15 protein-coding genes are annotated in these 15,226 nt (G+C 64.2%); 6 read left to right on the top strand and 9 right to left on the bottom strand.

Going from position 1 to position 15,226, the window contains the following annotated elements:
- The first annotated feature begins 185 nt into the window (after positions 1-185).
- Entirely contained in the window at positions 186-1,730 is a 1,545-nt protein-coding gene (locus DKM43_RS10585; protein ID WP_109798431.1) for a lipopolysaccharide biosynthesis protein, read from the top strand.
- A gap of 39 nt (positions 1,731-1,769) precedes the next feature.
- On the opposite strand, the gene DKM43_RS10580 is transcribed toward DKM43_RS10585, so the two are convergent.
- Both DKM43_RS10580 and DKM43_RS10575 read right to left on the bottom strand, forming a co-directional pair.
- Positions 1,770-2,630, bottom strand: coding sequence for a glycosyltransferase family A protein (locus tag DKM43_RS10580; protein ID WP_236632508.1), 861 nt, complete (start codon positions 2,628-2,630; stop codon positions 1,770-1,772).
- A complete protein-coding gene (locus DKM43_RS10575) occupies positions 2,627-3,244 on the bottom strand; it encodes a class I SAM-dependent methyltransferase (RefSeq protein ID WP_109798430.1) in 618 nt (205 codons plus the stop codon). The genes DKM43_RS10580 and DKM43_RS10575 overlap by 4 nt, the downstream gene beginning before the upstream one ends.
- Positions 3,245-3,368: 124 nt before the next feature.
- Here DKM43_RS10575 and DKM43_RS10570 point away from each other — a divergent pair, with 124 nt between their 5' ends.
- On the top strand, positions 3,369-4,310 hold the full coding sequence (locus tag DKM43_RS10570) for a retropepsin-like aspartic protease (protein ID WP_236632507.1): 942 nt from the start codon (positions 3,369-3,371) through the stop codon (positions 4,308-4,310).
- Positions 4,311-4,372: 62 nt separating this feature from the next.
- Complete coding sequence (locus tag DKM43_RS10565) at positions 4,373-6,199, top strand: ABCB family ABC transporter ATP-binding protein/permease (RefSeq protein ID WP_109798428.1); 1,827 nt, start codon at positions 4,373-4,375, stop codon at positions 6,197-6,199.
- Positions 6,200-6,269: 70 nt separating this feature from the next.
- Here the strand turns inward: DKM43_RS10565 and DKM43_RS10560 are convergent, their stop codons facing one another.
- The 4 genes from DKM43_RS10560 to DKM43_RS10545 form a co-directional block, all read right to left on the bottom strand.
- The gene (locus tag DKM43_RS10560) at positions 6,270-6,473 is read right to left on the bottom strand and encodes a DUF1737 domain-containing protein (protein ID WP_109798427.1); all 204 of its coding nucleotides are present in this window, start codon (positions 6,471-6,473) and stop codon (positions 6,270-6,272) included.
- 15 nt (positions 6,474-6,488) lie between these two features.
- Complete coding sequence (hslU, locus tag DKM43_RS10555) at positions 6,489-7,790, bottom strand: ATP-dependent protease ATPase subunit HslU (RefSeq protein WP_109798426.1); 1,302 nt, start codon at positions 7,788-7,790, stop codon at positions 6,489-6,491.
- Positions 7,790-8,347 (bottom strand): ATP-dependent protease subunit HslV, encoded by a 558-nt coding sequence (gene hslV, locus DKM43_RS10550; protein ID WP_062347011.1) that lies wholly within the window; start codon positions 8,345-8,347, stop codon positions 7,790-7,792. The genes hslU and hslV overlap by 1 nt, the downstream gene beginning before the upstream one ends.
- 79 nt (positions 8,348-8,426) lie before the next feature.
- Positions 8,427-8,918: an outer membrane protein assembly factor BamE gene (locus tag DKM43_RS10545; RefSeq protein ID WP_109798425.1), complete on the bottom strand. Its 492-nt coding sequence runs from the start codon at positions 8,916-8,918 to the stop codon at positions 8,427-8,429.
- Between the two features lie 190 nt (positions 8,919-9,108).
- On the opposite strand from DKM43_RS10545, the gene DKM43_RS10540 reads away from it, so the two are divergent.
- The 3 genes from DKM43_RS10540 to DKM43_RS10530 are packed head-to-tail and all read left to right on the top strand — an operon-like array spanning position 9,109 to position 11,586.
- Positions 9,109-9,627, top strand: coding sequence for a ubiquinol-cytochrome C chaperone family protein (locus tag DKM43_RS10540; RefSeq protein ID WP_109798424.1), 519 nt, complete (start codon positions 9,109-9,111; stop codon positions 9,625-9,627).
- The gene (locus tag DKM43_RS10535) at positions 9,624-10,136 is read left to right on the top strand and encodes a YceD family protein (protein WP_109798423.1); all 513 of its coding nucleotides are present in this window, start codon (positions 9,624-9,626) and stop codon (positions 10,134-10,136) included. The genes DKM43_RS10540 and DKM43_RS10535 overlap by 4 nt, the downstream gene beginning before the upstream one ends.
- Positions 10,137-10,140: 4 nt before the next feature.
- Complete coding sequence (locus tag DKM43_RS10530; RefSeq protein ID WP_236632506.1) at positions 10,141-11,586, top strand: MATE family efflux transporter; 1,446 nt, start codon at positions 10,141-10,143, stop codon at positions 11,584-11,586.
- Between the two features lie 39 nt (positions 11,587-11,625).
- Here DKM43_RS10530 and DKM43_RS10525 read toward each other — a convergent pair whose 3' ends face one another.
- The 3 genes from DKM43_RS10525 to DKM43_RS10515 all read right to left on the bottom strand — a co-directional run bounded on the left by DKM43_RS10525 (position 11,626) and on the right by DKM43_RS10515 (position 15,168).
- On the bottom strand, positions 11,626-13,269 hold the full coding sequence (locus DKM43_RS10525) for an ATP-binding protein (protein WP_109798500.1): 1,644 nt from the start codon (positions 13,267-13,269) through the stop codon (positions 11,626-11,628).
- 202 nt (positions 13,270-13,471) lie between these two features.
- A complete protein-coding gene (locus DKM43_RS10520) occupies positions 13,472-14,257 on the bottom strand; it encodes a TIGR02186 family protein (protein WP_109798421.1) in 786 nt (261 codons plus the stop codon).
- The gene (locus DKM43_RS10515) at positions 14,254-15,168 is read right to left on the bottom strand and encodes a sulfite exporter TauE/SafE family protein (protein ID WP_109798420.1); all 915 of its coding nucleotides are present in this window, start codon (positions 15,166-15,168) and stop codon (positions 14,254-14,256) included. Before DKM43_RS10515 ends, DKM43_RS10520 begins: the two co-directional genes overlap by 4 nt.
- Positions 15,169-15,226: the final 58 nt, after the last annotated feature.

Raw genomic sequence — 15,226 nt, 5'->3', positions numbered from 1 at the left:
GCTGTTGCAGCGCCGCTGCGGTGAGAGGCCCTCTATGCCCCTCAACGATTCGCGTCAACAGGCTCTTTTGACTTTTTTGTTTCATCGGCAAGAATCCAGTCATCGCGCCACAGACAGCTGACCCGGAACGCCGCGCCAAGGCGTAACGCGGACTTAACGGCCTGTGTCCTAAGGCCGACGTTGCAATGACCGAGCATTCCTCCATCGCCGCCGCAGTATCGTCCCTGCAGGCTGACGGCCCTTCCGGGTCCGGCTTGGCCAATTCCCGATTTGCTGGCGATGTCCGACGCGCGATCCTTTGGCGTTCCGGCAGCCAGATTGCGGCGCAGATCATAAGCTGGTCATCGACGCTGATCGTCATGCGCCTGCTTGCCCCGGCCGACTATGGCCTCTTTGCCATGTCGCTGGTCATGCTCAGCTTCCTGACTTTCCTCAATGGCTATGGCTTTGCGAGCGCGCTCATTCAGGAGCGCGACCTGACCCGCCAGCGCATCCGCCAGGCATTCGGGCTGCTGCTGGCCGCAAATGCCGTGATCGCCACGCTACAATGGTTCGCCGCCCCCTTGGTTGCCGCCTACTACGGGCAGCCGATCGTGATCGACATGCTGCGCGTTCAGACGCTGATCTATCTGTCGACACCGTTCATTGCGATTCCCGAAGTGCTGATGGGGCGCAGTCTCGATTTCCGCAGTCAGGCGCTGGTCAACATGGCATCTGCCATGACAGGCGCGGTGCTGTCGCTCATCCTAGCCTGGGCTGGTTATGGAGTATGGACGCTGGTCTATGCGCCGATCGTCATGTTCTGGGTGCGCGCGATCGGGCTGAATCTCATGGTGCGGGCGCTGATCTGGCCCAGCTTCGACTTCAGGGGCTGCGGCAGCATCTTCCGCTTCGGGCTGGCCATCCTGTTCACGCAGATGTTCTGGCTGGTGCAGACGCAGAGTGACATCTTCGTCATTGGCCGCCGTTTCACCCCGCACGAGGTGGGAGTCTATTCGCAGGCCGTGTTTCTGGCGACGATCTTCTACGCCCGGTTCGTGCCCCCGCTCAATGAAGTCGCCTTTCCCGCCTACGCGCGGCTGCAGGACGATCTTCCCGCATTGCGCGCTGCATTCCTCAAATCCGCACGGCTCATCATGATGATCGCCGCGCCCGTCTATGCCGGCATGGCGGTCACGGCGTCACCGCTGGTCGCAACCCTGTTCGGCTCCACCTGGCAGGAACTGCCGCCACTGGTGGAATGGATGGCGTGGGCCATGCCTTTCATGACCATGCAAATCCTGTTTGCTCCGGCGCTCAACGCGGTGGGCAAGCCGGAAATACCGGTCCGCACCGCGATGGCCGGTGCCGTGATATTCGCGGCTGCGTTCCTTGGCAGCGCCCGGTTCGGACTGCTGGCCGTGGCCGCAGTCTGGTGTGCGGCCGCCCCCCTGCTGCTGCTGGCGACCATCATGCTCTCCCGGTCTGCGATAGGGATCGGCGTTGCCGCCATGGCAAGGGCGCTGCGCCTCCCGGTCGGCTCCAGCCTTGCCATGGCGCTGATCGTGTGGAGCGCAGACCACTGGATTCTGGGCGAGACGGCCAAGGCCGCGCCGGCGCTGCATCTGGGCGTGCTGGTTGCCCTTGGCATGGCCAGCTATGCCGCCGTCGTGCATCTGGCCGATCGTCATGCGCTGGGCCAGATCCTGCAACTCGTGCGGCGCAAGGACCTGGCCGCAGCCCCTGCCTGATCCGAAACCGAGACGACAGACCGGACAACAGGCCGACTGTCAGGCCGACAGGGCTGCCCCACTCATTCGCTTCAGGGCCTGACGATCAAACCACCACCACAGGCCGGATCGCGGCCTGAACCCGGAAAGGTAGGACGGGTAGAGCGATGCCAGCCGTTCAGGCAGGGCAGCAGGGCCGTGCGACCGCAGAATGGCGGTAATGATGCGGTCCTGAAAATGCCGCACGGCGTAGCTGATCATGCGGCGATACTGCATGCGCCAGCTTGCCGGATCGGAAGGATCAAAAGGCTCGCACCGGAACCCGGCTTCAGGAACCGGTCGCACGCCGTCCTCGCGCCAGCGGGAAAGGGGTCCAAGGCCGGTCTTCGCCAGCGCTCCAACCAGTCCGTCATCTCCCACCAGATCGACAGGCAAGCGCACACCGCGCGCGCGCATCTCGTCGACGAAGCTGCCACGCAGCGCATAGAGATCGCCGAACAGGCCGTGGGTTTCGATCATCAACCGGCGATAATGCCCGGCCCTTCGGCCATTGAGCGGAGGCGCAGAGGCAGCATTGGCCCGCGCGTCATTGCCAAGCGCAGCCAGAAGCGCCGCAATCGCTCCCGGCGCGACCTCAGCATCCCCGTCCACCAGAACCACGGCAGGAAGACCCGCAGGCAGCGTATCAAGCACCATCCGGTTCCAGCTTCGCGCCTTGCCGCCTTCAGGCCAGTCATGCAGCGTCAGATTGGCATGGCGCGCCGCATGATCGGCAACAATCCGCGCGGTTCCATCGCCTGATCCGTTCACCGCCACGTGGATGGCAAAAGCCGGATCACCAAGCGGCAGACTGGCAAGGCACCGGGCAATGCGCCGTTCCTCGTTGTGCGCCAGCACCACGATGGCCACCGGCAGGCTCATGCCTCGGCAATCGCCCAGATCGTGAGCGGGAAGCGTTCATCGTTGGGCAGGCGCCTGCGCCATCCCGCACGCGACCAGCGAAACAGGTTGGCACGCACCGCTGCGGCATTGCCCCAGCCCCCGGTTTCGATCCGGGCCGGGTCGAAGCCGCATTCCTCAAGGAAATGCACCATGCCCAGCCGCGTCCAGCGCGAACAGTCGGTCGGAATGGGATGATAGCGGATCAGGAAAGGGGTGATGTTGATGAACACGCCGCCGGGCTTCAGCATCGCCTTCACGTTGCGCGTGGCCCTGTAGGGATAGAGCAGGTGCTCCCACACGTTGTCGGCAATGATGACATCGAACTGCCGGTCCAGCACATCGTTGCAGATATCGTGATCGGGCCAGTTCATCTCGGTAAAGCTGCCCCACGCGCGCTGCCGCCACTTCCAACCGGCCGAGATTTCAAGCGCATCGAGCCGTTCCGTTCCGCGCCGGTCGAGCCAGGCATCGATCGCGCGATAGGCCACGACGCGGGTGATGTGCGTCTTGTCATAGCCGACAGCGCGCGCGGCCGCTTCGGCAAACCGCACGGCACGCGCGCGCCATCCGGCATGGGGATTCGGGTTGTTCATGGCTTAGGGCCATAACGCTCCCAGCTTGCCACCGCGTTAAGCCGGCGCAGATTGCCACATGTCCGCCTGAACAGGCTGGAAGCGCCCCGCGGAAAGGCATAGACTGCGCCGCGGGAGAAAGACGATGCGTTTGCCCCTCATGCTGCCGCTGGCTCTGGCGCTTGCCGCGCCTTCGGCATTCGCGCAGGAAACGCGCCCCGCCGATCCCCTGCACCCCGGCAGCGATGCCGAAGTGGTTCAAACGCACGTTGACCGCCACGACCGCATGACCGTGCCGGTCAGGATCGGCAGCAGCGGCCCGTGGCGCTTCCTCATTGATACCGGCGCTGAACGCACCGTGCTCTCGCGGCAGGTGGCGCAGCGCATCGGCCTGGCCGTCAGCGGCACGGCCACGGTTGTCGGGGTCGCCGGATCGCAGGCAGTCGAACTGGTCGAGGTTGACGAAATCAGTCTGGGCAAGCGCACCTATTACACTCTGTCCGCCCCACTTCTTGAAGCCGAACATATCGGCGCAGACGGCATCGTCGGCCTAGACAGCCTTCAGGACCAGCGCGTGCTGATCGATTTTCCCGGCAGCACCATGACAATCGGCGATGCAGCCTCGCTGGGTGGATCGCGCGGGTTCGAGATCGTGGTCAATGCCCGGCGCCGTTCTGGCCAGCTCATCATGACCAATGCCGTGATCGACGGTATCCGCACCGATATCGTCATCGACACCGGATCGGACAGTTCGATCGGCAACATCGCCCTGCGCAACGCGCTGTCGCGCCGCCGCGCGGCTCAGCAGACCGTCCTGCACTCGGTCACGGGTCAGTCGCTTTCGGCCGAACTCATCCTCGCCTCGACGATCAGCGTCGAAGGCATCCAGTTGCACAACACCTTCCTTGCCTTTGCCGATTCGCCTGCATTTCACCGGCTCGGCTTGGTGAAGAAGCCCGCAATGCTGCTCGGCATGGAGCAACTGCGCATGTTCAGGCGCGTGGCCATAGACTTCGGGCAGCGGCGCATCCTGTTCGATCTGCCCGCCGGGATCGCCAGCGCCGAACGCAGCAGCCTGAATTACTGACCGCAAGCTCATAGCCCCGCAAAGTGCTGGTATCGCGCGCCGTGATGCCTATGTGAGAGGCCATGCCGCCCGATACGCACACCAGCCCCAAGGACGCCCGCCACGATGGCTGGCAAACCCTGCGCCGCTTCCTTCCCTATCTCTGGCCGGCTGACAACGCAGCTTTGCGCCGCCGGGTCATCGGGGCGGTCATCATGGTGCTGCTGGGCAAGGCGACAACGCTGGCCCTGCCCTTCGCCTACAAGAAGGCCGTCGATGCGATGACCTTGCCCGCCGGTGCGCAGCCGGCGCTGACGGTAGCCTTGGCCTTCGTCCTTGCCTATTCGCTGGGGCGCTTTTCCGGCGTCCTGTTCGACAACCTGCGCAATATCGTGTTCGAACGGGTGGGGCAGGATGCCACGCGCCATCTGGCCGAGAACGTCTTCGCCCGTTTGCACAAACTTTCGCTGCGCTTTCACCTCGCCCGACGCACCGGCGAAGTGACCAAGGTGATCGAGCGTGGAACCAAGAGCATCGACACGATGCTCTATTTCCTGCTGTTCAACATCGCGCCCACGGTCATCGAGCTGACGGCGGTCATCGTGATCTTCTGGTTCCATTTCGGCATCGGCCTTGTCAGCGCCACGGTTGCGGCACTTGTGGCCTATGTGTGGGCCACGCGGACCATCACCGAATGGCGCACGCACCTGCGCGAAAGGATGAACCGGCTTGACGGTCAGGCCCTTTCGCGCGCCGTGGATTCACTGCTCAACTACGAGACAGTGAAGTATTTCGGGGCCGAAGCGCGCGAGGAAGCCCGCTATGCCGCCGCCGCAAGGGCCTATGCCGATGCCGCGGTCAAGAGCGAGAACAGCCTTGGCCTACTCAACATCGCGCAGGCGCTGATCGTCAACCTGCTCATGGCAGGGGCAATGGCATGGACGGTCTGGGGCTGGGCGCAAGGGCGACTGACGGTGGGTGATCTCGTCTTCGTGCAGACCTACCTCACCCAGCTCTTCCGCCCGCTCGACATGCTCGGCATGGTCTATCGCACGATCCGGCAGGGCCTGATCGACATGGCCGAGATGTTCCGCCTGATCGATACGCCCGTGGAAGTGGCCGATGCCCCCGGCGCGCCCGCCCTCGTGGTGGGCAGGCCGTCCGTCACCTTCGACAATGTCGTCTTCGGCTATGACCGCGATCGCGAAATCCTGCACGGCCTTTCGTTCGAAGTTCCTGCAGGAAGCCGCGTTGCCATCGTCGGCCCGTCGGGCGCGGGCAAATCGACCATCGCGCGGCTGCTGTTCCGGTTCTACGATCCCTGGGCTGGTCGCATCCTTGTCGACGGGCAGGACATCAGGGGCGTGACGCAGGCATCGCTTCGGGCAGTGCTCGGCATCGTTCCGCAGGATTCGGTGCTGTTCAACGATACCATCGGCTACAACATCGCCTATGGCCGCGATGGCGCGACGCAGGCCGAAGTGGAGGCCGCCGCCAAGGGCGCGGCCATAGCCGATTTCATCGCGCGCCTGCCCAAGGGTTACGATACCGAGGTGGGCGAACGCGGCCTCAAGCTGTCGGGCGGCGAAAAACAGCGCGTTGCCATTGCCCGCACGCTGGTGAAGAACCCGCCGATCGTCCTGTTCGACGAGGCAACCAGCGCGCTCGACACCCGCACCGAGCAGGACATCCTTTCCACCATGCGCGCCGTCGCCAGCCACCGCACCACGATCTCGATCGCGCACCGCCTTTCGACCATTGCCGATTCGGACATGATCCTCGTGCTCGATCAGCGGCGGCTGGCCGAACAGGGCAGCCACACCGATCTGCTGCGGCGCGATGGCCTGTATGCGGAAATGTGGGCGCGCCAGGCGCAGGAAAGTGCCGAGATCAGCGAAGCGGCGGAGTAGCGCTGCATCGCGCTGGATTGCTTCGTCGCTTCGCTCCTCGCAATGGCGAGTGGTTCGGCAATGGCGAAACCTATTTCACCACATCCGCCTCGTGCCAGACCACGGCCTGCGCCACCTTGATGCAGTCCATGCCTCCGTCATAGGTGATAGTGGGCGAGCCATAGAGCCGCCAGCCCTGCGCCAGCGCTTCGGACACACGCTCGCAGAAGGCGCGGTCGTCCTTGCCGGTCAGCAGACGGTAGATCGGGCGGTCATCGGGAGTCTGGAAGGTCATGACGCGGCCATAGCCTTACAGGATATACTTCGAAAGATCGGCATTTCCGGCAAGCCCGGAAAGCCTCGCGGCAACGTAGTCCTCGTCCACTGTCACGGTTTCGCCCGCCCGGTCCTCGGCCTCGAAGCTCACTTCCTCCAGCAGCTTTTCCATCACGGTCTGCAAGCGCCGCGCGCCGATGTTCTCGACGCTTTCATTCACCTGCGCCGCCGTGCGGGCAATCGCGCGGATCGCCTGGGGCGTGAAGTCCAGCGTCACGTTTTCGGTGCCGATGAGCGCGCGATACTGCTCGACCAGATTGGCCCGCGTTTCCGAAAGGATGCGCACGAAGTCGTCCTCGGACAGCGCCTTCAGTTCCACCCGGATCGGCAAGCGCCCCTGCAATTCGGGAAGCATGTCGGAAGGCTTGGCAACATGGAACGCGCCAGAGGCGATGAACAGGACGTGGTCGGTCTTCATCGGACCATATTTCGTGGCCACGGTGGTGCCTTCGATCAGCGGCAGCAGATCGCGCTGCACGCCTTCACGGCTGACCGAACCGCCGCGCACGTCCGAGACCGCGATCTTGTCGATCTCGTCGATGAATACGATGCCGTTGGTCTCCGCGTTGCGAATTGCCTCGCGCGCCACATCGTCCTGATCCATGCGCTTTTCGGCTTCTTCGTCGACCAGCTTGTCCCAGGCATCGGCCACACGCATCTTGCGGCGCTTGAGGTTCTGCTTGCCGAATGCCTTGCCCATCATGTCCGACAGGTTGATCATGCCGATCCCGCCGGGCATTCCGGGGATTTCCATTGGGGCCGAGGGCGTATCCTCGACCTCGATCTCCACTTCGACATCGTTCATCGAACCATCGGCCAGCCGCGCCTTGAAGCTCTCGCGCGTTGCCTCGCTCGCGCCGTCGCCTACGAGAGCCTTCAGCAGGCGGTCCATCGCAGCCTTGCTCGCCGCCTCGCGCACGGCCTCGCGGCGGCGCTCCTTTTCCAGCCGGATCGCCTCTTCCACCAGATCGCGGGCAATCTGCTCCACGTCGCGGCCGACATAGCCGACCTCGGTGAACTTGGTCGCCTCCACTTTCACGAAAGGCGCATCGGCAAGGCGCGCCAGACGGCGGCTGATCTCGGTCTTGCCGCAGCCAGTCGGCCCGATCATCAGGATGTTCTTGGGCGTCACCTCGTCGCGCAGTTCTGCCGAAAGGCGCTGGCGCCGCCAACGGTTGCGCAGCGCAACGGCAACCGCCTTCTTCGCATCGGTCTGGCCCACGATATGTTCGTCCAGCGCGCGGACGATGGCCTTGGGAGTAAGCGAATCGATCATCAGATTTCCTCGACCGTCACGCGGTCGTTCGTGAAGACGCAGACTTCGGCCGCCACCTGCATGGCGCGCCGCGCGATTCTCTCGGCATCGTCCTCGTAATCGGTCAGCGCCCTCGCTGCCGCGAGTGCATAGTTGCCGCCCGAACCGATGGCCGCGATGCCGCCTTCCGGCTCCAGCACATCTCCGTTGCCCGTAAGGATCAGCATGGTCTCGGCATCGGCTACGATCATCAGCGCTTCGAGGTTGCGCAGATACTTGTCGGTGCGCCAGTCCTTGGCGAGTTCCACCGCCGCGCGCATCAATTGCCCGCGATGCTGTTCCAGCTTCCGCTCCAGACGTTCGAACAGGGTAAAGGCATCGGCAGTCGCCCCGGCGAAACCGGCGATGACCTTTCCGTCTCCGATCCGGCGCACCTTGCGGGCATTCGGCTTCATCACCGTGTTGCCCATGGAAACCTGCCCGTCACCGGCAATCACCGTACGGCCGTTTTTCTTCACCCCGATGATGGTGGTGCCGTGCCACTGGATCAGGCCGTGGCTCGCCCTGCTGTCGTCCATCACCGCGATATGAGGGGTGGCCGGGCGATTTCAAGCATCACCCCGATCCTTCCCACCCTGCCGCCAGACGGCCAGCCGGTCAGCTTCCGTTCGGGCCAGTGCCGCCGGGCGCGCCGCCCGCCCCGCCGGGAATGGCGCCCACCGCGCCGATATTGCCGAACAGATCCTGGAAGAACGAACGCTCGCGTCCAAGAGTGGGCGTCTTGTCGCCCTGCGGGGAAAGGCGCACGACCTTTTCCATGCCCTCGCGGCTAAGCTTCGCCACGTTGCCCCTGGCATCGAAATCGACAACGAGGATCGACTGGTTTTCGGTGCGCGGGCGGTTGAACGGCTTTTGCACCGTGTTCATGGCCACGTAATACCAGGTCTGCTGGCCATAGGGGCTGGTGAAGGTGGGCCGCCCCAGCGTGCGTTCGACCGATTGCTTGTTGTCGACACCCGGCTGGACCGATGAGACCAGCACTTCATCGACAATGTAGCCGCGGTGATCGCGGATGCTGGTGCATCCTGCCCCGGCCATGCCAAGGGCAAGCACCACTGCACCCTGCACCATCAGCCGACTGTTCCGCATCTGCAAACTCCGCTCTTCACGCAAGGTCTGTCGTGCCCGTTTGCATCGGGAATGGACAGCCACTATCGCCGGACCCATAGGGTCCAATCGGGATTACCGCAATGCCGCCCGCACCCGCATCGCCGCAATGCGTGCTGGACGGCAAGGTTTTAATCGCCCCTGAACGGGCAGAGCATCAGGGATACGCGCGATGTCAATTCTCGCAAGGCTGTTCAAACGCAAGCAGGACGACCGCGCCGTGGCGCGCCCCTTGTGGCATCGCACGGTGGAAATCGCCCGCGAGAAGGAATGGTATCGCGATTGCGGCGTGGCCGATACGGTCGCCGGGCGGTTCGACATGATTACCCTCATCCTTTCCATCGTCATGATTCGCATGGAGCGCGATCCCGATCTGATCGAACCTTCGGTGCGGCTTACGGAACTCTTCGTCGAGGACATGGATGGGCAGTTGCGCGAAAGCGGCGTGGGCGATCTGGTGGTGGGCAAGCGCATGGGCAAGCTGATGAGCGTGCTGGGCGGCAGGCTCGGCGCCTATCGCGAAGGTCTGGCCGCTGCCGACGAGGGCGTCATGGCCGAAGCCGTGGCCCGCAATGTCAGCCTGCATGATGGTGCCGATCCGCTGCTGGTCGCACGGCGCGCACGCGCCTTTGCCGCCGGGCTGGCGCTGGTCCCTGCGTTCCGCGTGCTTGATGCGGAGATCGGCAAGTGACCGGGCCTGAGTTTTCCCGTCTCGTCGATCTGCGCCAGATCACCGCGCAGCCGCTCTTGCTCGAACCCGACGAGGCCGAGCGCCGCCGCCTTGCCGCCCGCTTCGGCATTTCGGCGATCCGGTCGATGCGGGCCGAAGTGCTGCTGATCGCCGACGGCCCGAAGGTCGAGGCCAGGGGCCGCCTTGTCGCCAGCATCATCCAGCCCTGCGCAATTTCGGGCGAGGACTTTCCGGTCAGCATCGACGAGCCGATCCATCTGCGCTTCGTGCCCCCGGCGGGCGATCATGCTCCTGACGAGGAAGTGGAAATCACCGCCGAGGACTGTGACGAGATCGAATACGAAGGCACTGCCTTCGATCTGGGCGAGGCCGTAGCGCAAAGCCTTGCCCTTGCCATCGATCCCTTCGCGGAAGGCCCCGATGCCGACCGCGCGCGCGCCGAACACAACCTGTCCGGCGACGCCGCGTCAGGCCCCTTCGCGGCGCTTGCCGCGCTCAGGAAGGACTGACGGCTTGAAACCGGCATCCACCCGCGGCCGCGATCTCCTCAGCGGTCCGATCCTGCGCACTCTGGCGCTGTTTTCGGCCCCGATCCTTGCGTCGAACATCCTGCAATCGCTGAACGGCTCGATCAATTCGATCTGGGTGGGGCAGATGCTGGGGGAAGCGGCGCTGGCGGCCACGGCCAATGCCAATGTCATCATGTTCCTTGTGTTCGCTGCCGCCTACGGTTTCGGCATGGCCGCCACCATCAGGATCGGGCAGGCGTTCGGGGCGGGCAATGTCGCGGCAGCGCGGCGCACCTGCGGCACGGCTGTCGGGCTTTGCGTGCTGCTCTCGTTCCTTGTCGGCACGCTGGGCTGGATCTTCGCGCCGGAACTGCTTGCCGCCATGTCGGCGCCACAGGAAACCTTCGGCCTTGCCCTTACCTATCTGCGCGTAATCTTCGTGGCCATGCCTGCCTCTATGGTCACGGTCATTCTCGGCATGGGTCTGCGCGGCGGCGGCGATGCAGCCACCCCGCTCAAGTTCATGATCCTGTCCTCGCTGCTCGACATCGCGCTGAACCCCGTGCTGATCGGCGGGCTTGGCCCGATCCCGGCGCTGGGCATTGCCGGTTCTGCCTTCGCCACCGCGATTGCCTCGGTTGTCTCGATGCTGGCGCTGGTCGCCTATGTCTATGCCCGCGATCTGCCGCTGCGCCTTCGCGGCAAGGAGCTTGCGTGGCTATGGCCTCAGGCTGACGAAATGCGCTTCATCCTTGCCAAGGGTCTGCCGATGGGCGCGCAGATGCTGGTTATCTCGGCGGGCGGGATCGTGATTCTGGGTCTGGTCAACCGCGAAGGGCTGATGGTCAGCGCCGCCTATGGTGCCTCGCTCCAGTTGTGGACCTATTTGCAGATGCCCGCCATGGCAATCTCTGCTGCGGTCAGCGCCATGGCCGCGCAGGCCATCGGCGCTGGCATGGATCAGCGGCTGCACCATGTCGCGCGATCGGGCGTGCTGCTCAATCTTGCCGTCACCGGCTTCCTGTGCGCGCTGCTCCTGCTGTTCGATCGCCCGGCGCTCGAACTGTTCCTCGGCTTTGGCAGTCCTGCCGTGGATACCGCACGCCATATCCAGTTCCTTGCAAGCTGGAGCTACATCCTGTTCGGCGTCACCGTGGTCCTGTTCGGCACGATGCGCGCCGGGGGCGTGGTCTGGGCGCCCTTGATAATTCTGGCGATCACGCTCTACCCGGTGCGCCTGGGCTTCTATTACCTGTTCTATCCCCTGCTGGGCGCCGATGCGCTATGGCTTGCCTTCCCGGTCAGTTCGGCGGTTGCGGTCGGTATGTCCGTGATGGCCTATCGCCGCCCCGGCTGGCGTGCCCGGACACGCGCGGTGCCCGATATCGAGGCCGAAGAGGAAAGCCATGCCGACGCTGATCCCGCAGGCCGCATGGCGCCCAATATCTGACGGCCCGGATTGAACGGCCGAATCCGGCCGCCCGTCGCGTTACCGGCTTTGTGCGCGCCAGCGCATGACCGTGCGCTCCACCGCCTGCTCCTCGCCGCCGCTGCGGCTCCACAGTTCGTTGAAGGACGGGTCGTTCGAGGCCGGGCGCTTGATCGCCTCCAGCTCGTCGAACGATACGCGCATGGGAATCGAGACGCCTTCGCCGGAAATGATGCACTCACGGTTGCGCAACGCGGGAATCGTGTCGACAAAACCGCGCGCGCCTTCGGGCATGGCCGCCTTCACGAACGCCTGATCGCGCTCGTTGTTGAGGCGCATCGCGATGATCGTGCCGCACTGCGAGAGCACGCCTTCGGCCAGATCGGACGGGCGCTGGGTGATGAGGCCCAGCGAAACGCCGTATTTGCGCCCCTCCTTGGCAATGCGCGAAAGAATGCGCCCCACCGACGAGCCATCGGAGTTCTTCTCGCTCGGCACATAGCGGTGCGCTTCCTCGCATACCAGCAGAACGGGCCGGGTTTCCTCGTCGCGCGCCCAGATGGCGTAATCGAACACTAGCCGGCTCAGCACCGCCACCACGGTCGAGGTGATTTCCGAAGGCACGCCCGAAACATCGATGATCGAGATCGGCTTGCCGTTTCCGGGCATGCGGAACACCTTGGAGATGAACTCCGCCATCGTATCGCCCACCAGCATGCCCGAAAACATGAACTGGTAGCGCGGGTCGCTCCGAACTTCCTCGATCTTGGTCTTCAGCCGCATGTAGGGCACCGAATTGGTCCCCTTGTCGAGCCGGCCCATCTCGTTCTGAAGGATGATGAGCAGGTCCGAAAGCAGATAGGGAATCGGCGAATCCACCGTGATCTTGCCGATCTGCTCGGCCAGCCGGTTCTTCTGGCGCGCCGCCAGCAGGCACTTGGCCAGAATATCGAGATCAAGCTGCCTGTCCGCCCCTGACGAAGTGACGAAGACCTCGCAGTGTTCCTCGAAGTTCATGAGCCAGTAGGGCATCTGGAGGTTCGACACGTCGAGCAACTGGCCGGTGAAGCGGAACGCGCTCGAATATTCGCCGTGCGGGTCGATCATCACGATATGGCCCTGCGGCGCCATTTCGCAGATGCGGTGCAGGATCAGCGCGGCAGAGGTCGACTTGCCGGTGCCGGTCGATCCCAGCAGGGCAAAGTGCTTGCCCAGCAGCGCATCGACATAAAGCCCGGCGCGGATGTCGCGTGTCGGATAGACCGTGCCGATGGAAATGTTGGTGCGCCCGTCGCTGGCATAGATCTGGCGCAGGTCGTTGCTTGTCGCCGGATAGACGAGCGCGCCCGGAACCGGAAACCGCGTGACCCCGCGGCGGAAACCATAGATCTTGCCGGTCAGGCGCTCTTCCTCGCCTTCGCCCAGAAAATCGATCTGCGCCACGATCCCGCCCGGAACCGAACTGTCCTGCCGCTGGTTGCGCACGCTGGCCAGAAGCCACGAGTTGCCGACGCGGATCTTGATCTGGCTGCCGACCTTGCCCGAAAGCGCAATCGAGGGATCAAGGTCGGTCGAACACTGTTCCAGACGCTTGAGGTCGAGCGCGATTGCCGAACTGGAACCGGCAATTTCGCGCACGAAGCCGATCGGCACGCGCGCGTTCTCCGAGCCGACGAACTGTTCCGGAAGCGCCTCGCGCGCCATGCCGGAAGCAAGCGGAGAAGAGGCAAGTTCGGCCGTGGCTCCGGATGCTGCTGGCCCATCGGGCCCACGCATCGCAGCCCCGAACCCCTGACTTGCCATATCCGACATCGCGCATAACCCTCTTGTTCGGCTTTGACCGCACAAGAGGGCGTAGTCCACCAAGGTTAAGATCGATTAAACCGGAACGGCTGTTCCAGACCTGTCAAACAAGGGCAAAGAGCCTTCCGGCAAGCCAGCCCATCGCCACCGAGACCAGCACGGCAAAGAGGCCGTAGAACCATCCGTTCTGGTCAGCCTGAACGGCCACGAAGCGCTCGAAGCCCACCTTGCGGACTTCCACGCGGGTGATCTCCGATGCCACCACCTTGCCCTTGCTGATCGCGAATGTTTCGGCGGTATAGGTGCCCGTCTGCACGCTTGATGGCAGGCTGATGCGGGCCTGATAGAGCACCTGGCCGCTCATCTTCACGCCGCCCTCCTCCTCGCGGTAAAGCCCCTGGCGCCGCATGAGATCGACCAGCCCTGCGGAAAAGCGCGCCTGCTCCTTCGGCTCGATCACGCCGATCGGGGAAAGCTGCAACCACTTGAGACCCAGTTCGTAGATCGCCGCAGTCTTGTCGTCGACGATCTCGGCAATCGGGCGCGAAGATGCCACCGCAAAATAGCTGGGCACCGAACGGAACTCCAGCGAATCGGCGTTGATCCACATCCCTGCAATCTTCTGCTTCTCGCGCAGCACGATGGATTGCACCGGCCCTTCCAGCACCACCACGATGTCATAGTCCTGTGCCGCGCGATTGCCTTCGGGCGTCAGGATTGCGCCGAACAGCAGCAGATCCGCGCCGGTAAAGCCTTGCCGCACCTGCACTTCGTGCTGCGAGATTTCCGGGACCAGAATGGGATCGCGCGCGCCCAGCAGCAGGATGCAGCACAACAGGGCAAGCACGCGCCCTGCCCCCGTGCGCCAGCGCGGGGCCGCCGCGCTCATAGCGGCACCACCGAATAGATTTCGTCGGGCCGGTATCCCAGCCCCAGCGCCATGCGCATCGCCACGAGCAGCACGATGCCCGCCAGCAGCAGGCGCAGGTGTTCGGGTTTGGCCTTCTGCGCAAACTGGGCGCCAACCTGCGCACCCGTTACCGATCCCACCAGCAGCAGCACTGCCAGCACGATATCCACTGCGCGCGTGGTGAGCGCATGCATCATCGTTGTCGCCATGGTCACGAACAGGATCTGGAACAGCGAGGTGCCCACCACGACGTTCACGCTCATGCCCAGAATATAGAGCATGGCCGGCACAAGGATGAACCCGCCGCCAATGCCCATCAGCATGGTCAGGATGCCGGTGGCGATGCCCAGCAACAACGGTGCCAGCGGCGAAATATAGAGGCCGGAACGGTAAAACCGCCAGCGCAGCGGCAGGCTGGCCACCAGCGGATGATGGCGCCGCTTGCGTGCGGGCAGGGGCACCCCGCTTTTCTGCGCGCGCAGCGCAGCGATGCTTTCCTGCGCCATCAGCCCGCCGATGCCGCCAAGCATGAGCACGTAGAGCACATTGATGACCGTATCGATCTGGCCCAGCGCCTGAAGCAGGCGGAACAGCACCGCGCCCATACCGGTGCCGATCACCCCCCCTGCCACGAGCACCGCACCGATATGGTAATCGATCCCGCCGCGCCGGGCATGGGCAAAGGCCCCCGAAACGCTCGCCCCCGTCACCTGACTGGCGGCCGACGCCGCGGCCACCGTGGGCGGAACCCCGTAGAAGATCAGGAGGGGAGTCGTCAGGAAGCCGCCGCCCACGCCGAACATGCCCGAAAGCAGCCCGGTCAGCGCACCGAGCGCGACAATCACCAGCCCGTTCACCGAGAGGTTTGCGATGGGAAGATAGACGTCCATTGCCAGCCAGACGCTAGGCCGCTCCCCTTCCGCCAGCAACCCCGGACGCGATGACCGA

The organism is Novosphingobium meiothermophilum (assembly GCF_003171715.1).
In the GTDB taxonomy this organism is placed as follows: domain Bacteria; phylum Pseudomonadota; class Alphaproteobacteria; order Sphingomonadales; family Sphingomonadaceae; genus Novosphingobium; species Novosphingobium meiothermophilum.
Note: the sequence above shows the minus strand (reverse complement) of the source record. Positions and strands in the feature narration are given on the sequence as shown.